Origin of the sequence: Pseudarthrobacter sp. S6 (genome assembly GCF_050156575.1) — a bacterium.
Classification (GTDB): Bacteria; Actinomycetota; Actinomycetes; order Actinomycetales; family Micrococcaceae; genus Arthrobacter.
Map to the genome: position 1 here is coordinate 3,536,093 of NZ_CP189581.1, position 18,859 is coordinate 3,554,951.

The window sequence follows — 18,859 nt, forward strand, 5'->3', positions numbered from 1 at the left end:
TCAGGCCAGGAGCCGGCCCCGTTGTCGGAGACCGGTTTTCAACTCTGCAACGGCGGTCAGGAGCATGGTGATTGTGCCGGCTTCGGGGGCTTTGTCGGGGATGAGTAGCCGGGTCCGCCGTGCCCGGGTGATGAGTTTCCCGGCGGTGGCGAAGAGCCGGTAGCGCCACCGTTTCATGTCCCATCCCCGGGCTCTGTGGCCCGTTGGTAACGCGGTCAGTTGCAGCCAGGACACCAGATTCATGGCCAATGCTGCGATGTTTGCCCAGGCCTGATTGGCGTGGAAGTCAAAGAACGGAAGCTTCCCGAGCCCGGTGTTCTTCAGGGTTTTGATCCGGTTTTCACACCGTCCGCGGGCCCGGTGCCGGGCATCAAGGCTGGGCCCGTGCCAGGACGGCGAGTTGGTCAGGAACGCTGTCACCCGGTGCCCGTCCACATCCAGCAGCGTCGCCTGCCCCCGGGATGCAGCGGCTCGGCACGCAGATACAGGTTTGTCCCTGCCGGGTAGTCGGTGAGCCCGAGGACGTCGGTGGCGTTGACGACCCACGCGTCCTTGCGTTCGTCGCCGGTCTGGTCCAGTGCCGGTTGCCAGTACTGCTTGTCGTCGATCCACGCGACCATGCGGGTCTTCATCACCGGGACCGGGTAGGAGACACTGAACTGGACCCCTAACGATGCGAGGTAGTGCAGGAATTTCCGGGATGCCCCGGCGCTGTCGGTGCGCACGAGGATTTTCTCACCCATGAGTTTTCCGTGCTGGTCGTAGAAGTCGTCGGGGAGTTGGGCGATGGCCTGGGTGAAGACCTTGATGTGGTCATCCGCGCTGTTTGCCCCGGCATTACCAGGGCGTAGGAGTGCCGCCAGGATCTCCCCGGTCCCGTTGAGTGTGCCGTAATCGACGCTGGCGATGAAGGGAGCGAACCCGTACCCGCCCTTGTATGTGCCGACGGCTTCTTCCTTGTCGCTGTGGGAGGTGACGAGGGTGGCATCCAAGTCCACGATGAGCGGATCCAGCGCTGTGGCCTTCAGGCCCGGGTTCCGGTCCCCGGCAGCCTCCCACACCCGTGAACGCAACTCCCGCGTCAACGTGGCGAACCCGTAGCTGAAGAGATCCGGGTTGGTCACGGTCCGCTCAAAGAACCGCGAGATCGTCGCGTTCGAAGCAACCTTCCCGAAGACCCCCGCACCTGTCCGCAGAATATCCAGATCGGACACGTGCTCCCCGCCGCCGGCGAGCATGACCGCCAACGAGCCCAGGATCGTGCCGGGCCGATGGCGGGCCCCGGAGGGGACGAACTGGCCCAAACGGTCCTCGCACAAGCCCCGGAATCCGAGCGCGTCAACAAGGGACGTCACCACATTCAGCCCGGCGTGGGAGACCAGTTGCTGCCCCGTCGTGGCGACAGGAAGGGACGGGAAAACTCCGGTAATCTTGGACATCAGAAAGGTGCTTCTTTCAGCCGGTAGAAAAGTGCGTCAACAACACTATTTTCCCAGCTCAGAAGCACCTTTCGTCGCTTAAACACACCCTGCGGGCACCACCCTCATGAAAACCCCGGGCTAGCCGCTGACAATCCACTGTCGAGAGCGGGGCGTGTGATGGCCTCGATGGCGTCGTCGTCGTATCAGCGCCCTATTAAAAGTGAATAAACCGTCCATACATTTGCTATGGCTACGACGCAACGCCGCTCATAGACTTCATCGTCGACTGCCGGCCTGAAGGCTAGGCGGGCGACTGCCGCCGTCGGACGTCCCTCCCCACTTCCTCCGCCCTGGACACGCAAAAGCACGGTGTGTCCCGGGGTTGCGGTGGTTTCTTGGAGGGCAACTGGGCGGGAGCGGTTTGATTTCGACAAGCTCAATCACCGGGCGGGGAAGGCTCAAGCACCGGGTTTCGACGGGCTCAACCACCGGGTTTTGGCGCGGCCGATGACCGTTGGCGCATAGTTGCAGAGTGCCCAGTACGCGGAGCCTGCGGCCAGCGAGGCCACCACGGCGAGGGCGGGGCTGAGCTCAACCACCAGGGGGTAGACCAGCCAATGCACGAGATAGATGTGCAGGGACGCGCTGGCCAGCAGAACGGTGAGGCGCCGGAGCCCGGCCGGGACGGGAATGCTGGGCAGCCACAGGAGCAGGAGGATCCCGGCCAGGACAGTCAGTTCTCGGGCGGGGTTGTCGAAGAACCCCGGGATGGTCAGAGCGGCAAGGACACTGACGGCGCCTCGCTGAAGGATATGGCGGGCCCGGGCAACCGCCCATCCCAAAGCGAAGAGCCAAAGCGCCGGCGTGGTGTGCGGAATTCCCGGCTCAAAAAGCTCATAGCGGGTGAGCAGCCCGGCGGCGAGCAGCACCAGAGGAAAAAGGAACGGTAAGCGCTTTTCGGCACGGCTTACCCAGGGCACGGCGAGCAGGGCCGTCATGCTGGCCAACACGTAGAAGAGCACCTCGATGAACCAGAAATGCGAGCGGGTGGTCACCTCTTCGGGTCCGATAATGGCGTGGAGGAGGACGATATTCGCCAGGCTGTATCTGTCGGTGATCAGGTAGGCGAAGCCGATGAAGGCCATGCTGGGGATGATGACCCTGGCCAGGCTGGCGGCTTGTTTCCGCAGCCGCGGCACACGCTCCCCGGCAAGCTGGAACCGGGCGAAGTTGAACCCCGCCACGGCCATGAGCACGTGTGCGGCACCCTGCCAGTGCAGGAATCCAATATGGGTACTGACAATCAGGAAAATCGCGGCCGCCCGCAACACGATGCTGGTTTCAAGCCGGGCAAACACTCCTCTCCGCTTCCGCGTCCGTGGCTGCTCAAGCCGGGCCCCAAGCACTCCCACCGGGGTGATGTGCCAGTCCGTTGGCAAGTGTCCCAATGCCTGCTCAAGCCGCACTGACGCTGCCACATACGAAAGCGAGTCCCCGCCGAGCGAAACGAACGTGTCGCCGTCGGAAATGTCAGTCAGCTCCAGCGTGTCCGCAAAAATCCGCACCACGCTGTCCTGCGGGTCAGCCCCGGATACAGCGCTGGACGCCGGGTCCTGAACTGCGGGGCCGCCCTGCTGGGAGAGGGCCAGGACGGCAGGGTAGTCCGGTTTGCCCGATGCCAGCCGCGGGAGTTCCTGCACCGCGTGGACGTCCAGGGCAGCGCGCGGCAGGCCGATGCCCTGGGCGAGGAGTTTGCCCACCAGCGCCGGGTCGTGTTCACCTTCGACGGCGACCACGAGCCCCTGGTCCGTGCCGGCACTCGCCGCCTGAATGCCAAGGTCGGCAAGGATCCGTTCCACCTGCCCAAGGTCGACGCGGAGACCCACGACCTTGACGAACCGGCTGCGCCTCCCCACCACCTCGTACAATCCGTCCGCATTCAGGCGGGCCAGGTCTCCGGTGCGGAGTTCATCCACAGTCCGCCCGAGGCCCAGGTCCTCCGGCGTCCCGGCGTATCCCAGCATCACGTTGGGCCCGGAATAGACCAGCTCCCCATCCTCCAGTCCAGGGACCGGGTCGATCCGGAACGCCCCGCCCGGGACCGGGATTCCGATGGCGCCGGGCGAAGCACTTGCCAGCCGCGGCGGGAGGTATGCCATGCGCGCGGTGGCCTCCGTCTGGCCATACATCACAACGAGGCCCCAGCCGCTCCGTGCACCTAGTTCAGCGTATCGCCGGACCAGGTCAGGGCCGAGCCTGCCGCCGGCCTGCGTCACATACCTGAGCGTGGGCAGATTCATTGCCGCGAAGCCCACCCGTTCGAGCAATTCGAAAGTATAGGGAACGGCCGCGAATGACGTGGCGCCCTCGATGCGGAACAGATCCCAGAAGGAGGGGTCCACCACGGACAGATCCGTCAGGACCAGCCTGGCGCCACGCAACAGGTGGCTGTTGATCACTGACAGTCCGTAACAGTAGGACATGGGCAGCGTGGTCATTGCCCGGTCATCTTCGGTGATGCCAAGGTATTCCGCGATGGATTCTGCGTTGGCCTGCAGGTTTTGATAGGACAGCCGCACGAGCTTGGGTGAGCCGGTGGACCCTGAGGTGCTCAGCAGAAGCGCCAGGTCTGGGTGCAGAGTATGTCCGGTGCCAGGCCTTCGCTCCTCCAGGACCATCTGGCCGTTTGCGGAACGAAGGATAACGTCCGGATCGTAGGCCGCGACAAGGGACTCCAGGGCGGCAGGCTTGTCCGCGGGCAGGAGGATCAGCGGATGACCGGCAGCCATGGCCGCCAGATACCCCACCAGCGAGTCGACGTCATTACCGGCCGTCAGGGCCACCAGCCGGCGTTCGGTGCCGAGGCGCCGGCCAAGCTCCCAAACACGGTCAGCCAGTTCCCGGTACGTCAGGACACCATTGCTGGTGGCAACGGCAGTCCTGTCACCGTTGTCCGCAAGGTTGGCGGCAAAGTGCAGGCGTTGAAGGTCAAGTTGGATGCTCATAGCGCGGGTGGTCCATAAGGTGTCTTCGGGGAGATTAGGGGAACCTAACTCGAAAACAGTACACCGGGCTTGGGTGAATTAAGAAACCAAAGTGTGCCCTATTTCCACGGTTGCTGGCGTAATGGGCGAAGACCGGACGGGTAATGCCGGACGGGTAATGCCGCGAAGGGTGGTGATGTCCAGGTTCCCTCGGGTTGTGCTGACGTGTCATTTCACGGTGAGGGTGCCTTTCATGTTGCCGTGGAAGATGCAGTGGTACGGGTAGGTTCCGGGCTCGGCCGGGGCGGTGAAGCTGCCGGCGCCGGCTTGGATGGTGGTATCGAACGCCGCGCCGGTGTCCGCGGTGATGGTGTGCGCTTCTACGTCTTCGTTGACGACGCTGATCGTCGCTCCGGGGCTTACGGTTTCGGATCCCTGGTATTTGAAGCCCTTGATCAGGATTTTTGCCGCGGCTGCGGCCGGCGAAGATCCGGGGCTGGAGTTGGAGGGGGCGGGGGCTTGGGTGGTGGGCACCGCTGAGGCTGATCGTTCCGTCACAGTCGGTGCCGCAGTGGTGCCGGACCCGGACATGCCAGGGGTTCCACAACCGGCCAGAGCCAGCAGCGAAGCTGCTGCCGCTGCCAGTCCGAGAAACTTACGCGTGCTGCTGTTTTCCTTCATGGTCAAACCTTTCGTCGGCTGCTGGATCAATCGAGGTCCGTTTCAGGCTTTGAGTTTGGCGTAGATGACGTAGTTGTCGTCGAAGAGCCCGGTGGCGGGGTCGTAGCCGTCGCAGGTGATCAGGCGGAGTTCGGCTCCCGGGGTGTTGCCGTAGACCTCGAGGGTGGGGAACTCGTTTTTGCTGTAGAGGGCTCCGCGGTCAACGGTGAACACGGCCGTACTGCCGTCGGTTCGGGAGACGTTGATCTCGGTACCGGGTGTGAGTTTGCGGAGGTCCGCGAAAACACCCTGGTTGCCGCCGAGCGCGTTGACGTGGCCCAGCATCACGGCGGGCCCGCGTTCGCCGGGGGTTGGTGAGCCGTTGTACCAGCCCGCTGGTGCGCCGCTGCCGGTGTCCTGCGGGACTTCCAGGGAGCCGTTCTCCCGCAGGCCCAAGTGGAGCAGGTCGGTCCGGACCCCGATCGAGGCAATGCTCAGGGTGACCGGAGCTGAAGCACCCAACACCGGAAGCTGTTGGGCAGCCGCCGCCGGTGCAGCCGGTGACGGCACGGCGGGTGTGGCCGAGGGCGGGCTGGCCGCCACCGAAGACGAGGCAGAGGCCGAAGGCACCGCGCCGGCCTCGGGAGTTCCCGCTGTTCCGGCGGCGCAGCCAGCCAGGGCCAGCAGGAGCAGAACCCCGGCCGACGCGGGGGCCAGGAAGCCCCGCGGCGGCCGTGGTTCTTGGTTCTCACAGTAGTGATCCGCTCAGCCTGGGCTTAGGCTGCTGCGTTGGCGTTGCGGCGGCGCACAGCGTACGCTCCACCGGCGAGAGCGACCAGGACCAGGCCACCGCCGAGGGCGAGGGCTCCGGCGTCGTTCCCTGCCTGCTGGCTGACACCGGTGTCAGCACCGCCGGCAGGCATCTTCATCTGCCCGGCCGTCAAGGTACCGCACAGCGCGGGGGACGTCGCGGCCAGCGGCAGGGTCGGCGCGAGGTCTGACTTGGCGGCCTGGCCGGCTGCGCTGAGGGTGGCGGGGTCAAGGCCGTGGACCACAACAACGGCGGTACCGGCTTTCAGGGCGGCCTTGGTTTCGGCGTTCACCTCGAACGTGCGGTCAATGGTGTAGGAGGCACCCTGCCCGGCGACCTTAAGGTCCAAGCCCGCTGCCGGGCTGGTGTCCCCGCTGGTGGAGAGCGTGGTGAGGATTCCGCCGTAGAACGGGGCACCTTCGGTGGTGGAAATGACCTTGTCGCCGTCCTTATCGGCCGACGGTGCCGGACAGGTGCCCTTGGCTCCGCCGTGGATGTGCTGGACGTGCGGGTACGGCGCGTCCATAAAAGTCGCGGCCAGGCCCGAAACATTCAGGACAACGTGAGCCTGATTGCCCGTAACGTCAACAGTGACGGTGCCCGAGCCCGTGCTGCCGTTAATCTGGCCCAGGGTCGACTGGTAGGACTGATCCGCTGCCATCGCGGGGGCACTGGAAAGGGCCAGTGCGGCCAAAGCCAGCGTGGGGACGGCCATAAAGCGAAGTGTCTTATTCATTGAAAAGATCTCCTCATACACGCGAGTGTGATGTTGGTGCCCCCCGAAGAAGGGGGCACGGGTACTTCGGAGCCATAGCGGAAAAGGATGGGAACGGATGTGAACCCGGACACACCAATGTTTCGTTCCGCACGGCTCGGCCGGTTACGGCTGGCCTTGCTCAGGACAGGGGACCCGTCTTGGATCAGCCCGCTGCAGCCCTGCGGCGGCCCCGGGCAGTTAGCGGCGATCCCGGCCACCACGTCCGGTGCAGGGCGTAACCGGCCACAGCCAACCCGCCCGCAGCTGCTTCGGCGACCGCGGTGAGGACCTTGGCCGCATACCAGACGGGTTCATACATGGCAGGCAGCGGCCCGAGGGCAGGGACCTGCACGTACCGGTAGAGGATGACCGCGGCCAGGGATGAGAACCCAACCACTGCGGCGGCCGCGAAGGCGGCCGGCGAACCCTTGAACAGCACAAACGCCGCGGCCACCACTGCGGCTCCCGCCTGGACCAGGAACAGGGTGCCTTGCCCCAGACCGCCGGGCGCGGCCTGCTGGTACCCCGGGGCGAGCTGGACATGGACCACGGCACTGATAACCAGGGCCGCCGCGGCACAGCCACGCAACACCCAAACAGTGTTCTTCCGTGCGGCGGGGCTTAGTTCCGGCCGGTTCATTTCACAACCAGCGTCCCGGTCATTCGCGGATGAAAAGTACAAATAATCCCGTACTCACCGGGAACAGCCGGTGCCTGAAGGATCACAGTCGCGCCTGCCGGGACCTCGACGTCGAAAGCGCGGTTGTCTTTGGCCGTGAAGGTATGCGGGGCGCTGTCCGCGTTCGTTACCGTGACCGTCGCTCCCGGTTTTACGGATGCCGGAACTTCGTACGCGAAGTCCCTGATGGTGACGACGGCGTCACCGGACTGTCCCGGCGCATCAGGGGACGGGGCGGAGGTACTGCTGCCGGCCGGGGGTGCGCTCTGCACCCCGCATCCGGTGATGCCGGCGAGCGACACGGCCATAGCTACGGCCAGAACACGATCGATGGTTCTCATGAGAATCTCCTCGACGGGCGTGTTGTTGTTCCTCCGCGCACGCCCGGTGGCGAACGTCAGGAAACTACCCCGCGCAGATTATTCGCCGCCGACGGCGCCACGGACTGCCCGGTACGGCATCTCTGCGGTCCGGGCGCCGGCAGCAAGGCCTGAAGTGGCGGACTACGCCGGTTCGAGTTCCGCTCGGAGCCGCGAGAGGCCGTCCCTGATGCGGGACTTAATGGTGGGCAGCGGTGTGGCGAGCCGTTCGGCGACCTCGCGGTAGGTCAGGCAACCAAGATAGGCCAGGACGATGGCCTCGCGCTGGAGCGGGGACAGGCAACCCAGGCTCTGGTGAAGGGTTTGGGCGTCCATCCTGTTGATGACCGTCTCGGATACTTCGTCATTAGCCGTGTTCTCGGTATAGCCGGCCCAACGCCTGTCCCGGATTTGGCTGCTCTGTTGCGAACGGACCCTGTCAACCGCTCTGCGGTGCGCGATCGTCATGAGCCATGCCATGGGGCTTCCCGCGATCGGGCTGTATTTCGACGACGTTTGCCAGACCATGAGGAAAACTTCCTGGGTTACGTCCTCACTTAGCTCGTGATCGATGAGAACGCGGCGGACCAGGCCGAAAACCCGTGCCGACGTTTGACCATAAAAATCGCTGAACGCCTGATGATCACCCTGCGCTGTCCGGCCAAGGAGATGCGCCAGGGCATCCCTGGCCGTCTCGGAGGACAAGGGAAGTTGTGGCTCTTTCAAACTGTTCATCGTGCCTTCAGCCGTCAGGTGCGACCACCCCCAGCGGGCAGCCCTGGTCCAGCAGGTATTGCAATCGGGCCAGCCGTCACCAGGGCCTGCAACCGGGCCCTCGGCCTAGTCGAGACAGATCCCACCTCGCACCGTGCGCATCGTGGCCTTCACCGGCCAGAGCCTGCGAAGAGGCGCCAAACGGGTTATTCAGCAAGCTAGAGAACGCATGTTCTCTAGCTTGACCTTTACAATAGAGAACGATCGTTGTCCATGCAAGCGAACAGGAAGAAACACTCTCTGTGTCTCCACACGAGTCAGTCGGGAAGGCCCTTGCCCCCGGTAAGCCGGATGATGACGCCGCCAGAGAGCTCGTGCTCGCGGCCGCGAGCCGACTCTTTTATGCCCGCGGGTTCACGTCGGTGGGGATGGATGAGCTGCGGGCCGAATCCGGTGTCTCGCTCAAGCGCCTGTACCGTCTGTTCCCGGCCAAGGAGGCCATCGTGGAGGACGTCCTCCACATCTGGAGGGACATCTGGACCACCGGAGTCACCGCCCAGGTCGAGGCAGCACAGGAGCCCCGAGAACAACTTCTGGCGGTTTACGACTTTCTGGCCAGCTGGTTCACATCAGAGGGATTCCGCGGGTGCGCCTTTATCAATTCCTTTGGTGAGGTGGGAGGGGCATCCGGACGCATCACCGACATCGTCAGGGAACAGAAGAAGCACTTTCAGGACTATCTGGCCCAGCTGGCCGCAGGGGCGGGAGCACCCGCTGCGCTTGCTCCGCAGCTGGCCATACTGGCGGAAGGGGCAATCACAACAGCGGCGATCTCCGCCAGCGCAGAACCGGCCCGCCAAGCCCGCGCAGCAGCGGAAATCCTCATTGACGTCGCCTTCCACAACTCCCGCACCAGCCGTTGATCGCGGCTGGGATGTGCTATTCAGTGGTGGTCGGGAGTCCGGTAATCCCGGGGCGGCCCGGGCCGCCCGCCGGCGCATAGTCCCTGCGGCCAGACCCGGCACCTTGGGCCTGCCACGTACCGAAGACGGGATCCGTGAAGCTGCCGCATGGCCCTACTAGAATTGCCCCATGAACCCGCAGGAGCTGGCTAACCTGGCCCACTTGCGCCGGGCGCGCGACCTGATTGACCGCGAGTACGCCCAGCCACTCGACGTGCCCACCATGGCCGCCGGCGCGCTCATGTCAGCGGCGCACTTCTCCCGCCGGTTCAAGGCCGCCTACGGCGAGACGCCGTACAACTACCTCATGACGCGGCGGATCGAACGCGCCATGGCGCTGCTGCGCGCCGGTGCCAGCGTGACCGACGCGTGCATGGAAGTGGGCTCCACCTCCCTGGGTTCGTTCAGCTCGCGGTTCACCGAGATCGTCGGCATGACGCCCAGCGCCTACCGGGCCCGCGAACACCACGCTGTGAATGCGATGCCCTCATGCATCGCCCGGCAGCACACCCGGCCCGCGCGCAAGCCGAGCAGGATTGAAGAAGCTTCTTCATAGCCACTGACATAGCGTGTGACCCATGAACATTTCATTGAAGTACGCACACGTCACCGTCAACGATCTCGATGAGTCCCTCGCGTTCTACCGCGACGCCCTTGGCTTGGAAGTCCGGAACGACGTCGGCTCGGACGGCCAGCGCTGGGTCACCCTGGGCAGCGCTGCCCAACCCGATCTTGAGATTGTCCTGTCCCCGCCGCACGCCGGCCGCTCCCAGGCCGACGGGGACGCCATCCAGGAGCTGGTCACCAAGGGCGTTATGCCCATGCTCGTGTTCAGCACGGACGATCTCGACGCCGCCTTCGAGGCCGCCCGGGCCTCCGGCGCCGAGGTCCTCCAGGAACCCATCGTCCAGCCCTGGGGGCCACGCGACTGCGCCTTCCGCGACCCGTCCGGCAACATGATCCGCATCAACCAGGGCTGACGTTCTGTGCGACGCGCAACTTCGCTACCGACGCCCATATTCCAATACGCAGTCCATTTTCCGGGTGCGCCAGGGTAGCTGCGGGTCGAAAACGAACAAGCGCGTCGCCAGCACTTCTCCACATAGCCGCCCCGGCCTCTCCCCCAGCGGATGCGCAGCTGGCAACGTCGGTATATGAGAGACCTTCCGCAGCTTGTCCTGTCCCGCGACCGCGTCCTTCATGGGCTGACCCCGAATGAGCTTGCCAGGCGGGTGAAGGCCGGCAACCTGGTCCGCGTCCGCCACGGCGTCTACACCGACGGGCCCACCTGGAAAGGGCTGAAGCCGTGGGAACAATATCGGCTCCGCGTCCAGGCAGCTGCGGAAACGTTCGAGAAACCCACGGTCTTCGCCAGGCACTCTGCCGCCAGCGTGTGGGAAATTCCCACCATTGGCCTGCACCACCCGGTCCAGGCCCTCGCTGTGAAGAACGACGGCGGCCGGTCACGTGCCGGAGTCCGCCGTCACTTTGCTGCGCCGGCGGGTCTGATCGTGGCCCGCCGGGAGGGCCTGCTGGTCACCGACCGCATCCGCACGGTCCTGGATCTGGCGGCGTTCACGCCGTTCACCGAAGCTGTCGCTCCCCTGGACCATGTGCTTCGACCAGACCGGATCCTGCGGCTGCCTGCCGTGACCAAGGCTGAACTGGAGGCGGGCATCGGAACGTGGTATTCCGCTGCGGCGGGGCGAAGAATTCGGGCGGCCATCGAGTTCGCGGATCACGCCTCGGGATCGGCTGGCGAGTCTTTCAGCCGCGCACTGATCCATGTGGCCGGTTTCGAAGCCCCGGTCCTGCAGCAGGCTATTTCCGATGAGGCCGGTTTGGTGGGCTACACGGACTTCTGTTGGAAACAGGCCAGGGTCGTTGGCGAATTCGATGGTGTGGAGAAGTACGTCAAACCCGAGTTCCTTAAGGGCCGGACCGCGTCGCAGGCTGTGGTGGAGGAGAAGAAGCGCGAGAACCGAATCCGGGCCGCTGGGTTCAACGTGGTCAGGTGGGATTGGGCCGATCTGACGGAGCCCGGGAAGCTGGAACGCATGCTGGCAGCGGCCGGCGTGCCCCGCCGTCGTACGCGTTCTGCCGTTTTCGACGCGCAAACCCGACCCTGACGCGCATATTCCCTGGCGCCACCGATATTTAGGTGTCGCCAAGGAATATGCGCAGCGCCAGGTCCGGCTTACGTTCAGCTCGCGTCTGCGGTGACTGCTGTGCCGGCGAGCCGGAGCCAGGTATCCACCACGGTGTCCGGGTTCAGGGAGACCGAATCGATGCCTTCCCCGACCAGCCACTCGGCGAAGTCCGCGTGGTCGCTGGGACCCTGGCCGCAGATGCCCACATATTTACCGCGCTCCTTGCAGGCCTTGATGGCCATGCTCAGGAGCTTCTTGACGGCAGGATCGCGTTCATCGAAGCCGCCCGACACGATCGCGGAATCCCGGTCCAGGCCCAGGGCCAGCTGGGTCATGTCGTTGGAGCCGATCGAGAAGCCGTCGAAGTAATCCAGGAAGTCGTCCGCCAGCAGCGCGTTGGAGGGGATCTCGCACATCATGATCACCTCGAGGCCGTACTCGCCGCGGACCAGGCCGTTCTCCGCCAGCAGCTCGATGACGCCGCGGGCCTCGTCCAGGGTCCGCACAAACGGGATCATCAGCTTGACGTTGGTCAGGCCCATCTCGTTGCGGACGAAGGACAGGGCCTCGCACTCGAGGTCGAAGCAGTCCCGGAAGGAGGGCTCCAGGTAGCGTGAGGCGCCGCGGAAGCCGAGCATCGGGTTCTCTTCGTGCGGCTCGTAAGCCGGTCCGCCGGTGAGGTTGGCGTACTCGTTGGACTTGAAGTCGGACATGCGCACAATCACCGGGTGCGGGGCGAAGGCCGCCGCGATGGTGGACACGCCTTCGGCCAGCCGCTTGATGTAGTACTCGCGAGGGCTGTCATAGGCGGCGATCCGTTCCCGGATTTCCGCGGCCACGTCAGCCGGCTGGCTGTCCAGGTTCAGTAGCGCCTTGGGGTGGATGCCAATCTGGCGGTTGATGATGAATTCCAGCCGGGCCAGGCCCACGCCGTGGTTGGGCAGCTGCGCGAACGTGAACGCCTGCTCCGGCGTACCCACGTTCATCATGACCTTGACCGGGGCCTCCGGCAGCTCGGTGATGGCGGTTTCCTCGACACTGAAGTCCAGGAGCCCTTCGTAGATGGTGCCGGTCTCGCCGTCGGCGCAGGAGACGGTCACTTCGAGGCCGTCGGTGAGGGCATCCGTAGCACTTCCGGTGCCCACGACGGCGGGAATCCCCAGTTCGCGGGCGATGATGGCCGCGTGGCACGTGCGTCCGCCGCGGTTGGTGACGATGGCGGAGGCCCGCTTCATGATCGGTTCCCAGTCCGGGTCGGTCATGTCCGCGACCAGGACATCGCCGGTCTTGAAGGCGGCCATCTGGTCGATCGCGGTCAGGATCCGGACGCTGCCGGCACCGATCCGCTGGCCGATCGCGCGGCCCTCCACCAGCACCCGGCCGGTTCCGTTGAGGCGGAAACGGCTCAGGCTGCCCGCGGCCCGGCGGGACTGCACGGTCTCCGGGCGTGCCTGCAGGATGTACAGGCCGCCGTCGATCCCGTCCTTGCCCCACTCGATGTCCATGGGGCGGCCATAGTGGTTCTCAATGGCGACGGCGTGCCGCGCGAGCTGCTCGACGTCCTCGTCGCTGAGGCTGAAGCGGTTCCGGAGCGAAGCCTCCACCGGCACGAAGTCGATGGTGCGGCCGATCTCGCGGCTCTCCGTGTACGTCATCTGGAGGGCCTTCTCGCCCAGGCCGCGCTTGAGGATGGCAGGGCGGCCGGCCTGCAGCGCAGGCTTGTAGACGTAGAACTCATCCGGGTTCACGGCGCCCTGGACCACGGCCTCGCCCAGTCCGTAGGAGGACGTGACAAACACGGCGTCCTGGAAACCGGACTCGGTATCCATGGTGAACATCACGCCGGAGGCCCCGACGTCGGAGCGCACCATCCGCTGGATGCCGGCGGAGAGTGCCACCTCGGCGTGTTCGAACTTGTGGTGCACGCGGTAGGCGATGGCCCGGTCGTTGTAGAGGGAGGCGAACACGTCCTTGATGGCGATCAGGATGTTCTCGATGCCGCGGACGTTCAGGAAGGTTTCCTGCTGACCGGCGAAGGAGGCATCCGGGAGGTCTTCCGCGGTCGCGCTGGAACGGACGGCCCAGGACAGGTCCTCTGAGCCCCCGTGCTTGTCCACCAGCTGCTGGTAGGAGTTCCGGATCTGCGCCTCGAAGTCCGGCAGGAAGGGCGTCTCGCGCATCAGCGTCCGGATTTCCTGGCCGGCCGCGGCGAGGGCCGTCACGTCATCGGTGTCCAGGCCAACCAGCCGGCCCACGATCTTCCGGTCCAGGCCCGAGTCAGCCAGGAAGCTGCGGTAGGCGTCCGCTGTTGTGGCGAAGCCGTCCGGGACCTGCACGCCGGCGGAGGTCAGGTTCTGCACCATCTCCCCGAGGGAGGCGTTTTTGCCGCCTACCCGGTCCAGGTCCTTGAGTCCGAGTTCTGAGAACCACAGTATGTCTGTCGTCATGGTTGCTGCTCCTTTGCAGATGATGGCATGCGGGGGCGCCGCCCCGCTCGCGGCTGTAGCCGGTTGGTGGGCGCGAATCCTGTCTACAGTGACAGGTTCAGAGCGCTCTTCCAACATGATGTGCGCCACATAGGGCTTGTGAAAATTTTCCCTAATGCTTGAGGTTCATGCGCTGCAGGATGGTGGCGGCCATTTCCTCCACGGAGACCGTCGCCGAATTCAGGTACGGGATCCGGTGGGAAACGTATAACTGCTCGGCGCTGCGCAGCTCGAAGCCGCACTGCCGCAGCGACGCGTAGGGTGAGCCGCGGCGCCGTTCGGTGCGGATCTGGCTCAGCCGAAGGGGGTTGGAGGACAGCCCGAAGCACTTCTCAACAAAGGGCCGCAGTGGCTTGGGCAGCCCTTCCCGCTGAAAGTCCTCGTCCACCAGCGGGAAGTTCGCGGCGAAGATGCCGTGCTGGAGCGCCAGGTACATGGTGGTGGGCGTTTTTCCGCAGCGGGACGGGGCCACCAGGATGACCTGCGCCTTTTCCAGCGCCCGCAGGCTCTGGCCGTCGTCGTGTTCCATGGCGTACTCGACGGCGGCCATCCGGGACTGATACCGCTCCGCGTTGCCAAGGCCGTGGGCCCTGCCGGGTTCATGGCTGGCCTGGGACCCGAGGGCCTCCTCCAGCTGTCCCACATGCATCCCGATAAGATCCACGATGATCCCCCGGCACGTTGCAATGGCCTGCCTGATGTCGCTGCTGACGGCCGTGGAAAAGACGATGGGCCGCGGACCGGTGGCGACCAGTTTGTCGATGGTGCCCACCACGGTCCTGGCCTGTTCGACGGTGGTAATGAACGGGACCGTGATGCGGTCAAAGTTATTGGCGGGGAACTGGGTCAACAGGGTGTTGCCGAGCGTTTCCGCGGTGATGCCGGTGCTGTCCGAAAGGAAGTAGACAGGCCGAATCTCATGATTGGTCATGAACGCATTCTCCACGAAGGACGGCCCCGGTCCGGTATTGGCATGACCGAGGGGAGCGCCCTGGCGGTGATAACGTGACGCTATGCATGTCCTGCCCGCCGTATGGCGAAGAATCTCTGCGTGACCGGGCGTCTTTGGGCGGCCCTGGGAGCCGCGACGTCCCGCACCGGTGAAGCCGCCCGGGCGTTTACGCCTAAACACCCGGCCCAGGTAATTGTCCTGGGCTTCGCGGCGGCGGTCGCCATCGGTACGGGGTTGTTGATGCTGCCGGCTGCTAAACAAGGCCCCGGCGGTGCCAGCTTTCTGGAAGCATCGTTCACCGCGACGTCCGCGGTGTGTGTCACCGGCCTGGTCACCGTGGATACCCCCGTTTTCTGGACCGGCTTCGGGCACGTGGTGATCCTGGTCCTCATCCAGGTGGGCGGCTTCGGCGTGATGTCCTTCGGCACGCTGCTGGGAGTACTGATGGCCCGCCGGCTGGGGCTGCGGTCCCGTATGACCTCAGCGGCCGAAACCAAGAGCACCGGCTTCGGCGACGTCCGGGGGGTCCTGCTGGGCGTCCTGACCGTCACCGCGGCAACGGAACTCCTGCTCGCCGGGATCCTCACGGCCCGCTTCATGGAGGGTTACAACTACCCGTTGGACAAGGCCCTCTGGCACGGGGTCTTCCACTCGGTCTCATCCTTTAACAATGCCGGGTTCGCGTTGTACCCGGACAGCCTCATGGGCTTCGCCGGTGACCCGTGGGTATGCCTGCCCATCGCCTTGGCCGTGATTATCGGAGGTCTCGGCTTCCCCGTCCTCTTCGAACTGCGGCGCCGATACCGCACCCCGGTCCACTGGAGCATGAATACCAAACTGGTGCTGGCCGGGACCGGAGTCCTGTTGGTCAGCGGAACCGTGTTCCTGACAGCCGTGGAATGGGCCAACCCGGCCACCCTGGGCGCCCTTCACCCCGGTGAACGCCTCCTCGCGGGGTTCTTCCAGTCTGTGATTACCCGCACGGCCGGTTTCAACAGCGTGGACATCAGCCAGTTGCATCCCGTCTCCTGGCTGGGCATGGACATCCTCATGCTCATCGGAGGCGGACCTGCGGGTACTGCCGGTGGCCTGAAAATCACCACCTTCGCCGTCCTGCTCTTTATCCTCACAACAGAACTTCGCGGCGACACCGCCGTGAACATCTTTGCGAAGCGGCTCTCCCGCGCAGTCCACCGCCAGGCCATCGCCGTGGTCCTGCTCGCCCTTGCCCTGATCATGGGCTCCACCATGTTCCTGATGCTGATCACCGATTTCGGGCAGGAAAAGATTCTGTTTGAAGTCATCTCCGCTTTCGCCACCGTCGGATTGTCCACCGGCATCACCGCGGCGATGCCCCCGGCAGGACAGATCGTGCTGATACTGCTGATGTTCATCGGACGGCTCGGCCCGGTGACCCTCGGAGTGGCCCTGGCAGTCCGCACCCGCCCGGTCCTGTTCGAATACCCCAAAGAAAGGCCCCTCATTGGCTAGGAAAATCTTCTCCCGCGGCTCGGAACGCCTCGCCCAGGCCGGGTCCGTCGCCGTCATTGGCTTGGGCCGCTTCGGCGGCGCACTCGCCCTGGAACTGGAAGCGCAAGGCACGGAGGTACTGGGGATTGACGCGGACGAAAACATCGTCCAGTCCTTCAACGGCCGCCTCACCCACGTGGTCCGCGCCGACGCCACCAAGGAGGAAGTCCTCCGCCAGCTTTCCGTCCACGAATTCGACCGCGCCGTGGTGGGCATCGGATCAGACATCGAAGCCAGCATCCTCACCACCTCACGGCTCCTGAAATTCCAGGGACCACAGATCTGGGCCAAAGCCATCTCGGAACCCCACGCGGAAATCCTTGGCCAGCTCGGCGTCGAGCATGTCATCCGTCCCGAGCATGACATGGGTAAACGGGTGGCGCACCTGGTCCGCGGTGGCATCCTGGATTACGTCGAGTTCGAAGACGACTTTGTGATGATCCGCACCAGCCCACCCAGCCAGGCCCTGGACCGGCCGCTCGGAATCCTCGGGCTCCGCGACAAATACGGGATCACCGTCGTCGCCGTCAAACGCCTCGGCGGCACGTGGGGCCACACCACTGCGCAGACGGTCCTCTACGACGACGACCAGATCATAGTCCAGGGCAGCAAAACCCAAGCCGAAAAATTCAGCACCCTCACCTGAAAGCCGCACGTGTGACTTCAAGATCCGCAGCGACATCAGCGGACCAGCCAGGTTGCGAGATCACCGCCGTCAACTTGTGGGCACCCTGCGTTCGGCCTAGATTTGGGCATGACCAATTCGCCCGAACACGAACTGCTCCTTGAGCTGCAGGACCTGATCATCGGCACGGGATCGGTGGCCGACTTCCTGGGCGGGCTATCCATCATCGCCGCATCCGCACTGAGCCGCAGCGCCGGCGCCACGGTGGAATGCGGGGTCACCCTCAAGCTCGCCAGGAAGACGGCAACGGTGGGCGGAAGCACCGAGCGGGCCATCCAGCTGGACCGCATCGAACAGGCCGTGGGCGAAGGGCCGTGCCTCACAGCATTGAAGGCGGCCACCCCTGTCCTGCTGGCCGATGTCCGCACTGACACGCGCTGGCCTACCTACCAGAAACGCCTGATGGAGGAGGGCATCCACAGCGCCCTGGGCGTCCCCCTTGAACTGGGTCAAAACGCCGCCGCAGTCCTGAACTTCTTCGCGCCGTCCACCGGCGTGTTCACAGAGGACACCATCACCGAGGCAGCCAGCTTCGCCGCCGTCGCCGGCAGCGCCGTCCGCCTGGCCGTCAGGGTGGGAACCGCCGAAAGCGCCGCGGATGACCTCAGCGCGGCGATGATGAGCCGCACCGCCATCAACCTTGCCAGCGGAATCATCATGGCCCAGAACCGCTGCAGCCAGTCCGAGGCCATGTCCATCCTGATGAACGTCTCCAGCCACCGGAACCAGAAGCTCCGGGACGTGGCCGACGAGATCGTCCGGAAGGTCTCGGGCGAGGAAGCCACCACCTACTTCGACAAGTAGGCGTAGTCAGCCCCGTCCAGCGCTCAGCCTGAATTTCAGCCGGGCTCAGTGTGCACACGCAACCTGGTCCGGGCCTGGCTGTAAAAAAGCGAGTACTCACTACTCGTGTCCTTGCCCGCCGGCCCTTTTATGATGAAGGCGTACCGACACATGAGGACTGGGGAATCATGATCGATCAACTGGTGGACTGGCGCTTCTCAGGCGCCCTGCTGGACATCCGGGGACACTCGGAAGCGGCATCGGCGTGCACCCTTGCCCGGATAGCGGCTCCCGCGGTGAGCGACATGGCAGGTTCCGAGGTGGAGAGCACTGTGACCATCGTGCGGCCCGACGGAACACCTTCCACTGCGGCAACCACCGACGGCGCCGGCGGCCTTTCCCGCTGGGACCAGCTCGCCGGACGGGGCCCCACCTCGCGGGCACTGGGCGGCCGCCTGACCATCATTCTCAATGCCCGCTCCCTGGACAAACGCTGGGATGAGTACCCGGCCACTCTCAGGGCAGCAGGCTTCCGTTCCGCTTTCGCCGTGCCATTGCCGCTGGAACGCGGCTACCGGGCCGCACTGACGTTGTATACGGCGGAAACGAACGTGTTCACCCCGGTTGTGGCAGCCGAGGTGCTGGCATTCTCCGTCGTGGCGGCCAAAAGCCTGGTCCTGGCACTGCAGGTCCGGGCGGGCCTGGCCCAATCCGCGGATCTCCGCGCAGCCATGGCCGGCCGGACCGCGATCAACACCGCCTGCGGCGTGATCATGGGCCAGAACCAGTGCTCCTACGATGCGGCGGTCCAGATCCTCACCGCCGCCTCGAGCGAGCAGAACCTGACCCTCCGCGACGTCGCCGAAGGGATGCTGAGCACCCTGCAAGGCGGCGTACCGACCACACACTTCCAGCACCGCGCCTGA

18 protein-coding genes and 1 pseudogene are annotated in these 18,859 nt (G+C 65.0%); 8 read left to right on the forward strand and 11 right to left on the reverse strand.

The features are described from left to right. The 9 genes and pseudogenes from ACQCS0_RS16955 to sigK form a co-directional block, all read right to left on the reverse strand. On the reverse strand, nucleotides 1-612 hold the full coding sequence (locus ACQCS0_RS16955; RefSeq protein WP_426939918.1) for a transposase: 612 nt from the start codon (nucleotides 610-612) through the stop codon (nucleotides 1-3). Continuing rightward, nucleotides 510-1,439, reverse strand: a pseudogene (locus tag ACQCS0_RS16960) (transposase); the annotation flags it as partial. The gene ACQCS0_RS16955 and the pseudogene ACQCS0_RS16960, both read right to left, overlap by 103 nt. A gap of 440 nt (nucleotides 1,440-1,879) precedes the next feature. Continuing rightward, nucleotides 1,880-4,426, reverse strand: a complete 2,547-nt coding sequence (locus tag ACQCS0_RS16965; RefSeq protein WP_426939919.1) for an AMP-binding protein — start codon at nucleotides 4,424-4,426, stop codon at nucleotides 1,880-1,882. Nucleotides 4,427-4,633: 207 nt separating this feature from the next. Beyond that, nucleotides 4,634-5,086, reverse strand: a complete 453-nt coding sequence (locus tag ACQCS0_RS16970; protein WP_354155279.1) for a cupredoxin domain-containing protein — start codon at nucleotides 5,084-5,086, stop codon at nucleotides 4,634-4,636. A gap of 42 nt (nucleotides 5,087-5,128) precedes the next feature. After that, nucleotides 5,129-5,695 carry a class F sortase gene (locus tag ACQCS0_RS16975; RefSeq protein WP_426939920.1) on the reverse strand — a complete coding sequence of 189 codons (567 nt, stop codon included), beginning with the start codon at nucleotides 5,693-5,695 and terminating at the stop codon, nucleotides 5,129-5,131. Nucleotides 5,696-5,841: 146 nt separating this feature from the next. Then, nucleotides 5,842-6,612, reverse strand: coding sequence for a CHRD domain-containing protein (locus tag ACQCS0_RS16980; RefSeq protein WP_426939921.1), 771 nt, complete (start codon nucleotides 6,610-6,612; stop codon nucleotides 5,842-5,844). A gap of 184 nt (nucleotides 6,613-6,796) precedes the next feature. Next, nucleotides 6,797-7,225, reverse strand: coding sequence for a hypothetical protein (locus tag ACQCS0_RS16985; RefSeq protein ID WP_426939922.1), 429 nt, complete (start codon nucleotides 7,223-7,225; stop codon nucleotides 6,797-6,799). A 44-nt stretch (nucleotides 7,226-7,269) separates the two neighbouring features. Next, nucleotides 7,270-7,653, reverse strand: a complete 384-nt coding sequence (locus tag ACQCS0_RS16990) for a cupredoxin domain-containing protein (RefSeq protein WP_354155275.1) — start codon at nucleotides 7,651-7,653, stop codon at nucleotides 7,270-7,272. A 162-nt stretch (nucleotides 7,654-7,815) separates the two neighbouring features. Next, the gene (sigK, locus tag ACQCS0_RS16995) at nucleotides 7,816-8,397 is read right to left on the reverse strand and encodes an ECF RNA polymerase sigma factor SigK (protein ID WP_426938830.1); all 582 of its coding nucleotides are present in this window, start codon (nucleotides 8,395-8,397) and stop codon (nucleotides 7,816-7,818) included. Nucleotides 8,398-8,687: 290 nt separating this feature from the next. On the opposite strand from sigK, the gene ACQCS0_RS17000 reads away from it, so the two are divergent. From ACQCS0_RS17000 to ACQCS0_RS17015, 4 genes are all read left to right on the forward strand, one after another. Beyond that, on the forward strand, nucleotides 8,688-9,308 hold the full coding sequence (locus tag ACQCS0_RS17000; RefSeq protein ID WP_426938831.1) for a TetR/AcrR family transcriptional regulator: 621 nt from the start codon (nucleotides 8,688-8,690) through the stop codon (nucleotides 9,306-9,308). A gap of 169 nt (nucleotides 9,309-9,477) precedes the next feature. Then, on the forward strand, nucleotides 9,478-9,903 hold the full coding sequence (locus tag ACQCS0_RS17005; RefSeq protein WP_426938832.1) for a helix-turn-helix transcriptional regulator: 426 nt from the start codon (nucleotides 9,478-9,480) through the stop codon (nucleotides 9,901-9,903). Between the two features lie 22 nt (nucleotides 9,904-9,925). After that, a complete protein-coding gene (locus ACQCS0_RS17010; RefSeq protein WP_104063759.1) occupies nucleotides 9,926-10,327 on the forward strand; it encodes a VOC family protein in 402 nt (133 codons plus the stop codon). Nucleotides 10,328-10,501: 174 nt separating this feature from the next. Beyond that, nucleotides 10,502-11,476, forward strand: a complete 975-nt coding sequence (locus ACQCS0_RS17015; RefSeq protein ID WP_426938833.1) for a hypothetical protein — start codon at nucleotides 10,502-10,504, stop codon at nucleotides 11,474-11,476. Nucleotides 11,477-11,550: 74 nt separating this feature from the next. Here ACQCS0_RS17015 and ppsA read toward each other — a convergent pair whose 3' ends face one another. Next, complete coding sequence (gene ppsA / locus ACQCS0_RS17020) at nucleotides 11,551-13,944, reverse strand: phosphoenolpyruvate synthase (protein WP_426939923.1); 2,394 nt, start codon at nucleotides 13,942-13,944, stop codon at nucleotides 11,551-11,553. A gap of 151 nt (nucleotides 13,945-14,095) precedes the next feature. After that, nucleotides 14,096-14,914: a pyruvate, water dikinase regulatory protein gene (locus ACQCS0_RS17025; protein ID WP_426938835.1), complete on the reverse strand. Its 819-nt coding sequence runs from the start codon at nucleotides 14,912-14,914 to the stop codon at nucleotides 14,096-14,098. Between the two features lie 144 nt (nucleotides 14,915-15,058). Here ACQCS0_RS17025 and ACQCS0_RS17030 point away from each other — a divergent pair, with 144 nt between their 5' ends. The 4 genes from ACQCS0_RS17030 (at nucleotide 15,059) to ACQCS0_RS17045 (ending at nucleotide 18,859) form a co-directional block, all read left to right on the forward strand. Then, complete coding sequence (locus ACQCS0_RS17030) at nucleotides 15,059-16,426, forward strand: TrkH family potassium uptake protein (RefSeq protein ID WP_426940235.1); 1,368 nt, start codon at nucleotides 15,059-15,061, stop codon at nucleotides 16,424-16,426. Further along, nucleotides 16,419-17,111 carry a TrkA family potassium uptake protein gene (locus ACQCS0_RS17035; RefSeq protein WP_354224621.1) on the forward strand — a complete coding sequence of 231 codons (693 nt, stop codon included), beginning with the start codon at nucleotides 16,419-16,421 and terminating at the stop codon, nucleotides 17,109-17,111. Before ACQCS0_RS17030 ends, ACQCS0_RS17035 begins: the two co-directional genes overlap by 8 nt. 108 nt (nucleotides 17,112-17,219) lie before the next feature. Then, entirely contained in the window at nucleotides 17,220-17,954 is a 735-nt protein-coding gene (locus tag ACQCS0_RS17040) for a GAF and ANTAR domain-containing protein (protein WP_354155266.1), read from the forward strand. A 167-nt stretch (nucleotides 17,955-18,121) separates the two neighbouring features. Then, nucleotides 18,122-18,859: an ANTAR domain-containing protein gene (locus ACQCS0_RS17045; RefSeq protein WP_426939924.1), complete on the forward strand. Its 738-nt coding sequence runs from the start codon at nucleotides 18,122-18,124 to the stop codon at nucleotides 18,857-18,859.

Bases quoted from the DNA above. Each gene is read 5' to 3' on its own strand.
- ACQCS0_RS17025 (WP_426938835.1), bottom strand. From the start codon at position 14,914: ATGACCAATCATGAGATTCGGCCTGTCTACTTCCTTTCGGACAGCACC.
- ACQCS0_RS17045 (WP_426939924.1), top strand. From the start codon at position 18,122: ATGATCGATCAACTGGTGGACTGGCGCTTCTCAGGCGCCCTGCTGGAC.
- ACQCS0_RS16980 (WP_426939921.1), bottom strand. From the start codon at position 6,612: ATGAATAAGACACTTCGCTTTATGGCCGTCCCCACGCTGGCTTTGGCC.
- ACQCS0_RS17040 (WP_354155266.1), top strand. From the start codon at position 17,220: ATGACCAATTCGCCCGAACACGAACTGCTCCTTGAGCTGCAGGACCTG.
- ACQCS0_RS16970 (WP_354155279.1), bottom strand. From the start codon at position 5,086: ATGAAGGAAAACAGCAGCACGCGTAAGTTTCTCGGACTGGCAGCGGCA.
- ACQCS0_RS17010 (WP_104063759.1), top strand. From the start codon at position 9,926: ATGAACATTTCATTGAAGTACGCACACGTCACCGTCAACGATCTCGAT.
- ACQCS0_RS16990 (WP_354155275.1), bottom strand. From the start codon at position 7,653: ATGAGAACCATCGATCGTGTTCTGGCCGTAGCTATGGCCGTGTCGCTC.
- ppsA (WP_426939923.1), bottom strand. From the start codon at position 13,944: ATGACGACAGACATACTGTGGTTCTCAGAACTCGGACTCAAGGACCTG.
- ACQCS0_RS16965 (WP_426939919.1), bottom strand. From the start codon at position 4,426: ATGAGCATCCAACTTGACCTTCAACGCCTGCACTTTGCCGCCAACCTT.
- ACQCS0_RS17005 (WP_426938832.1), top strand. From the start codon at position 9,478: ATGAACCCGCAGGAGCTGGCTAACCTGGCCCACTTGCGCCGGGCGCGC.
- ACQCS0_RS17015 (WP_426938833.1), top strand. From the start codon at position 10,502: ATGAGAGACCTTCCGCAGCTTGTCCTGTCCCGCGACCGCGTCCTTCAT.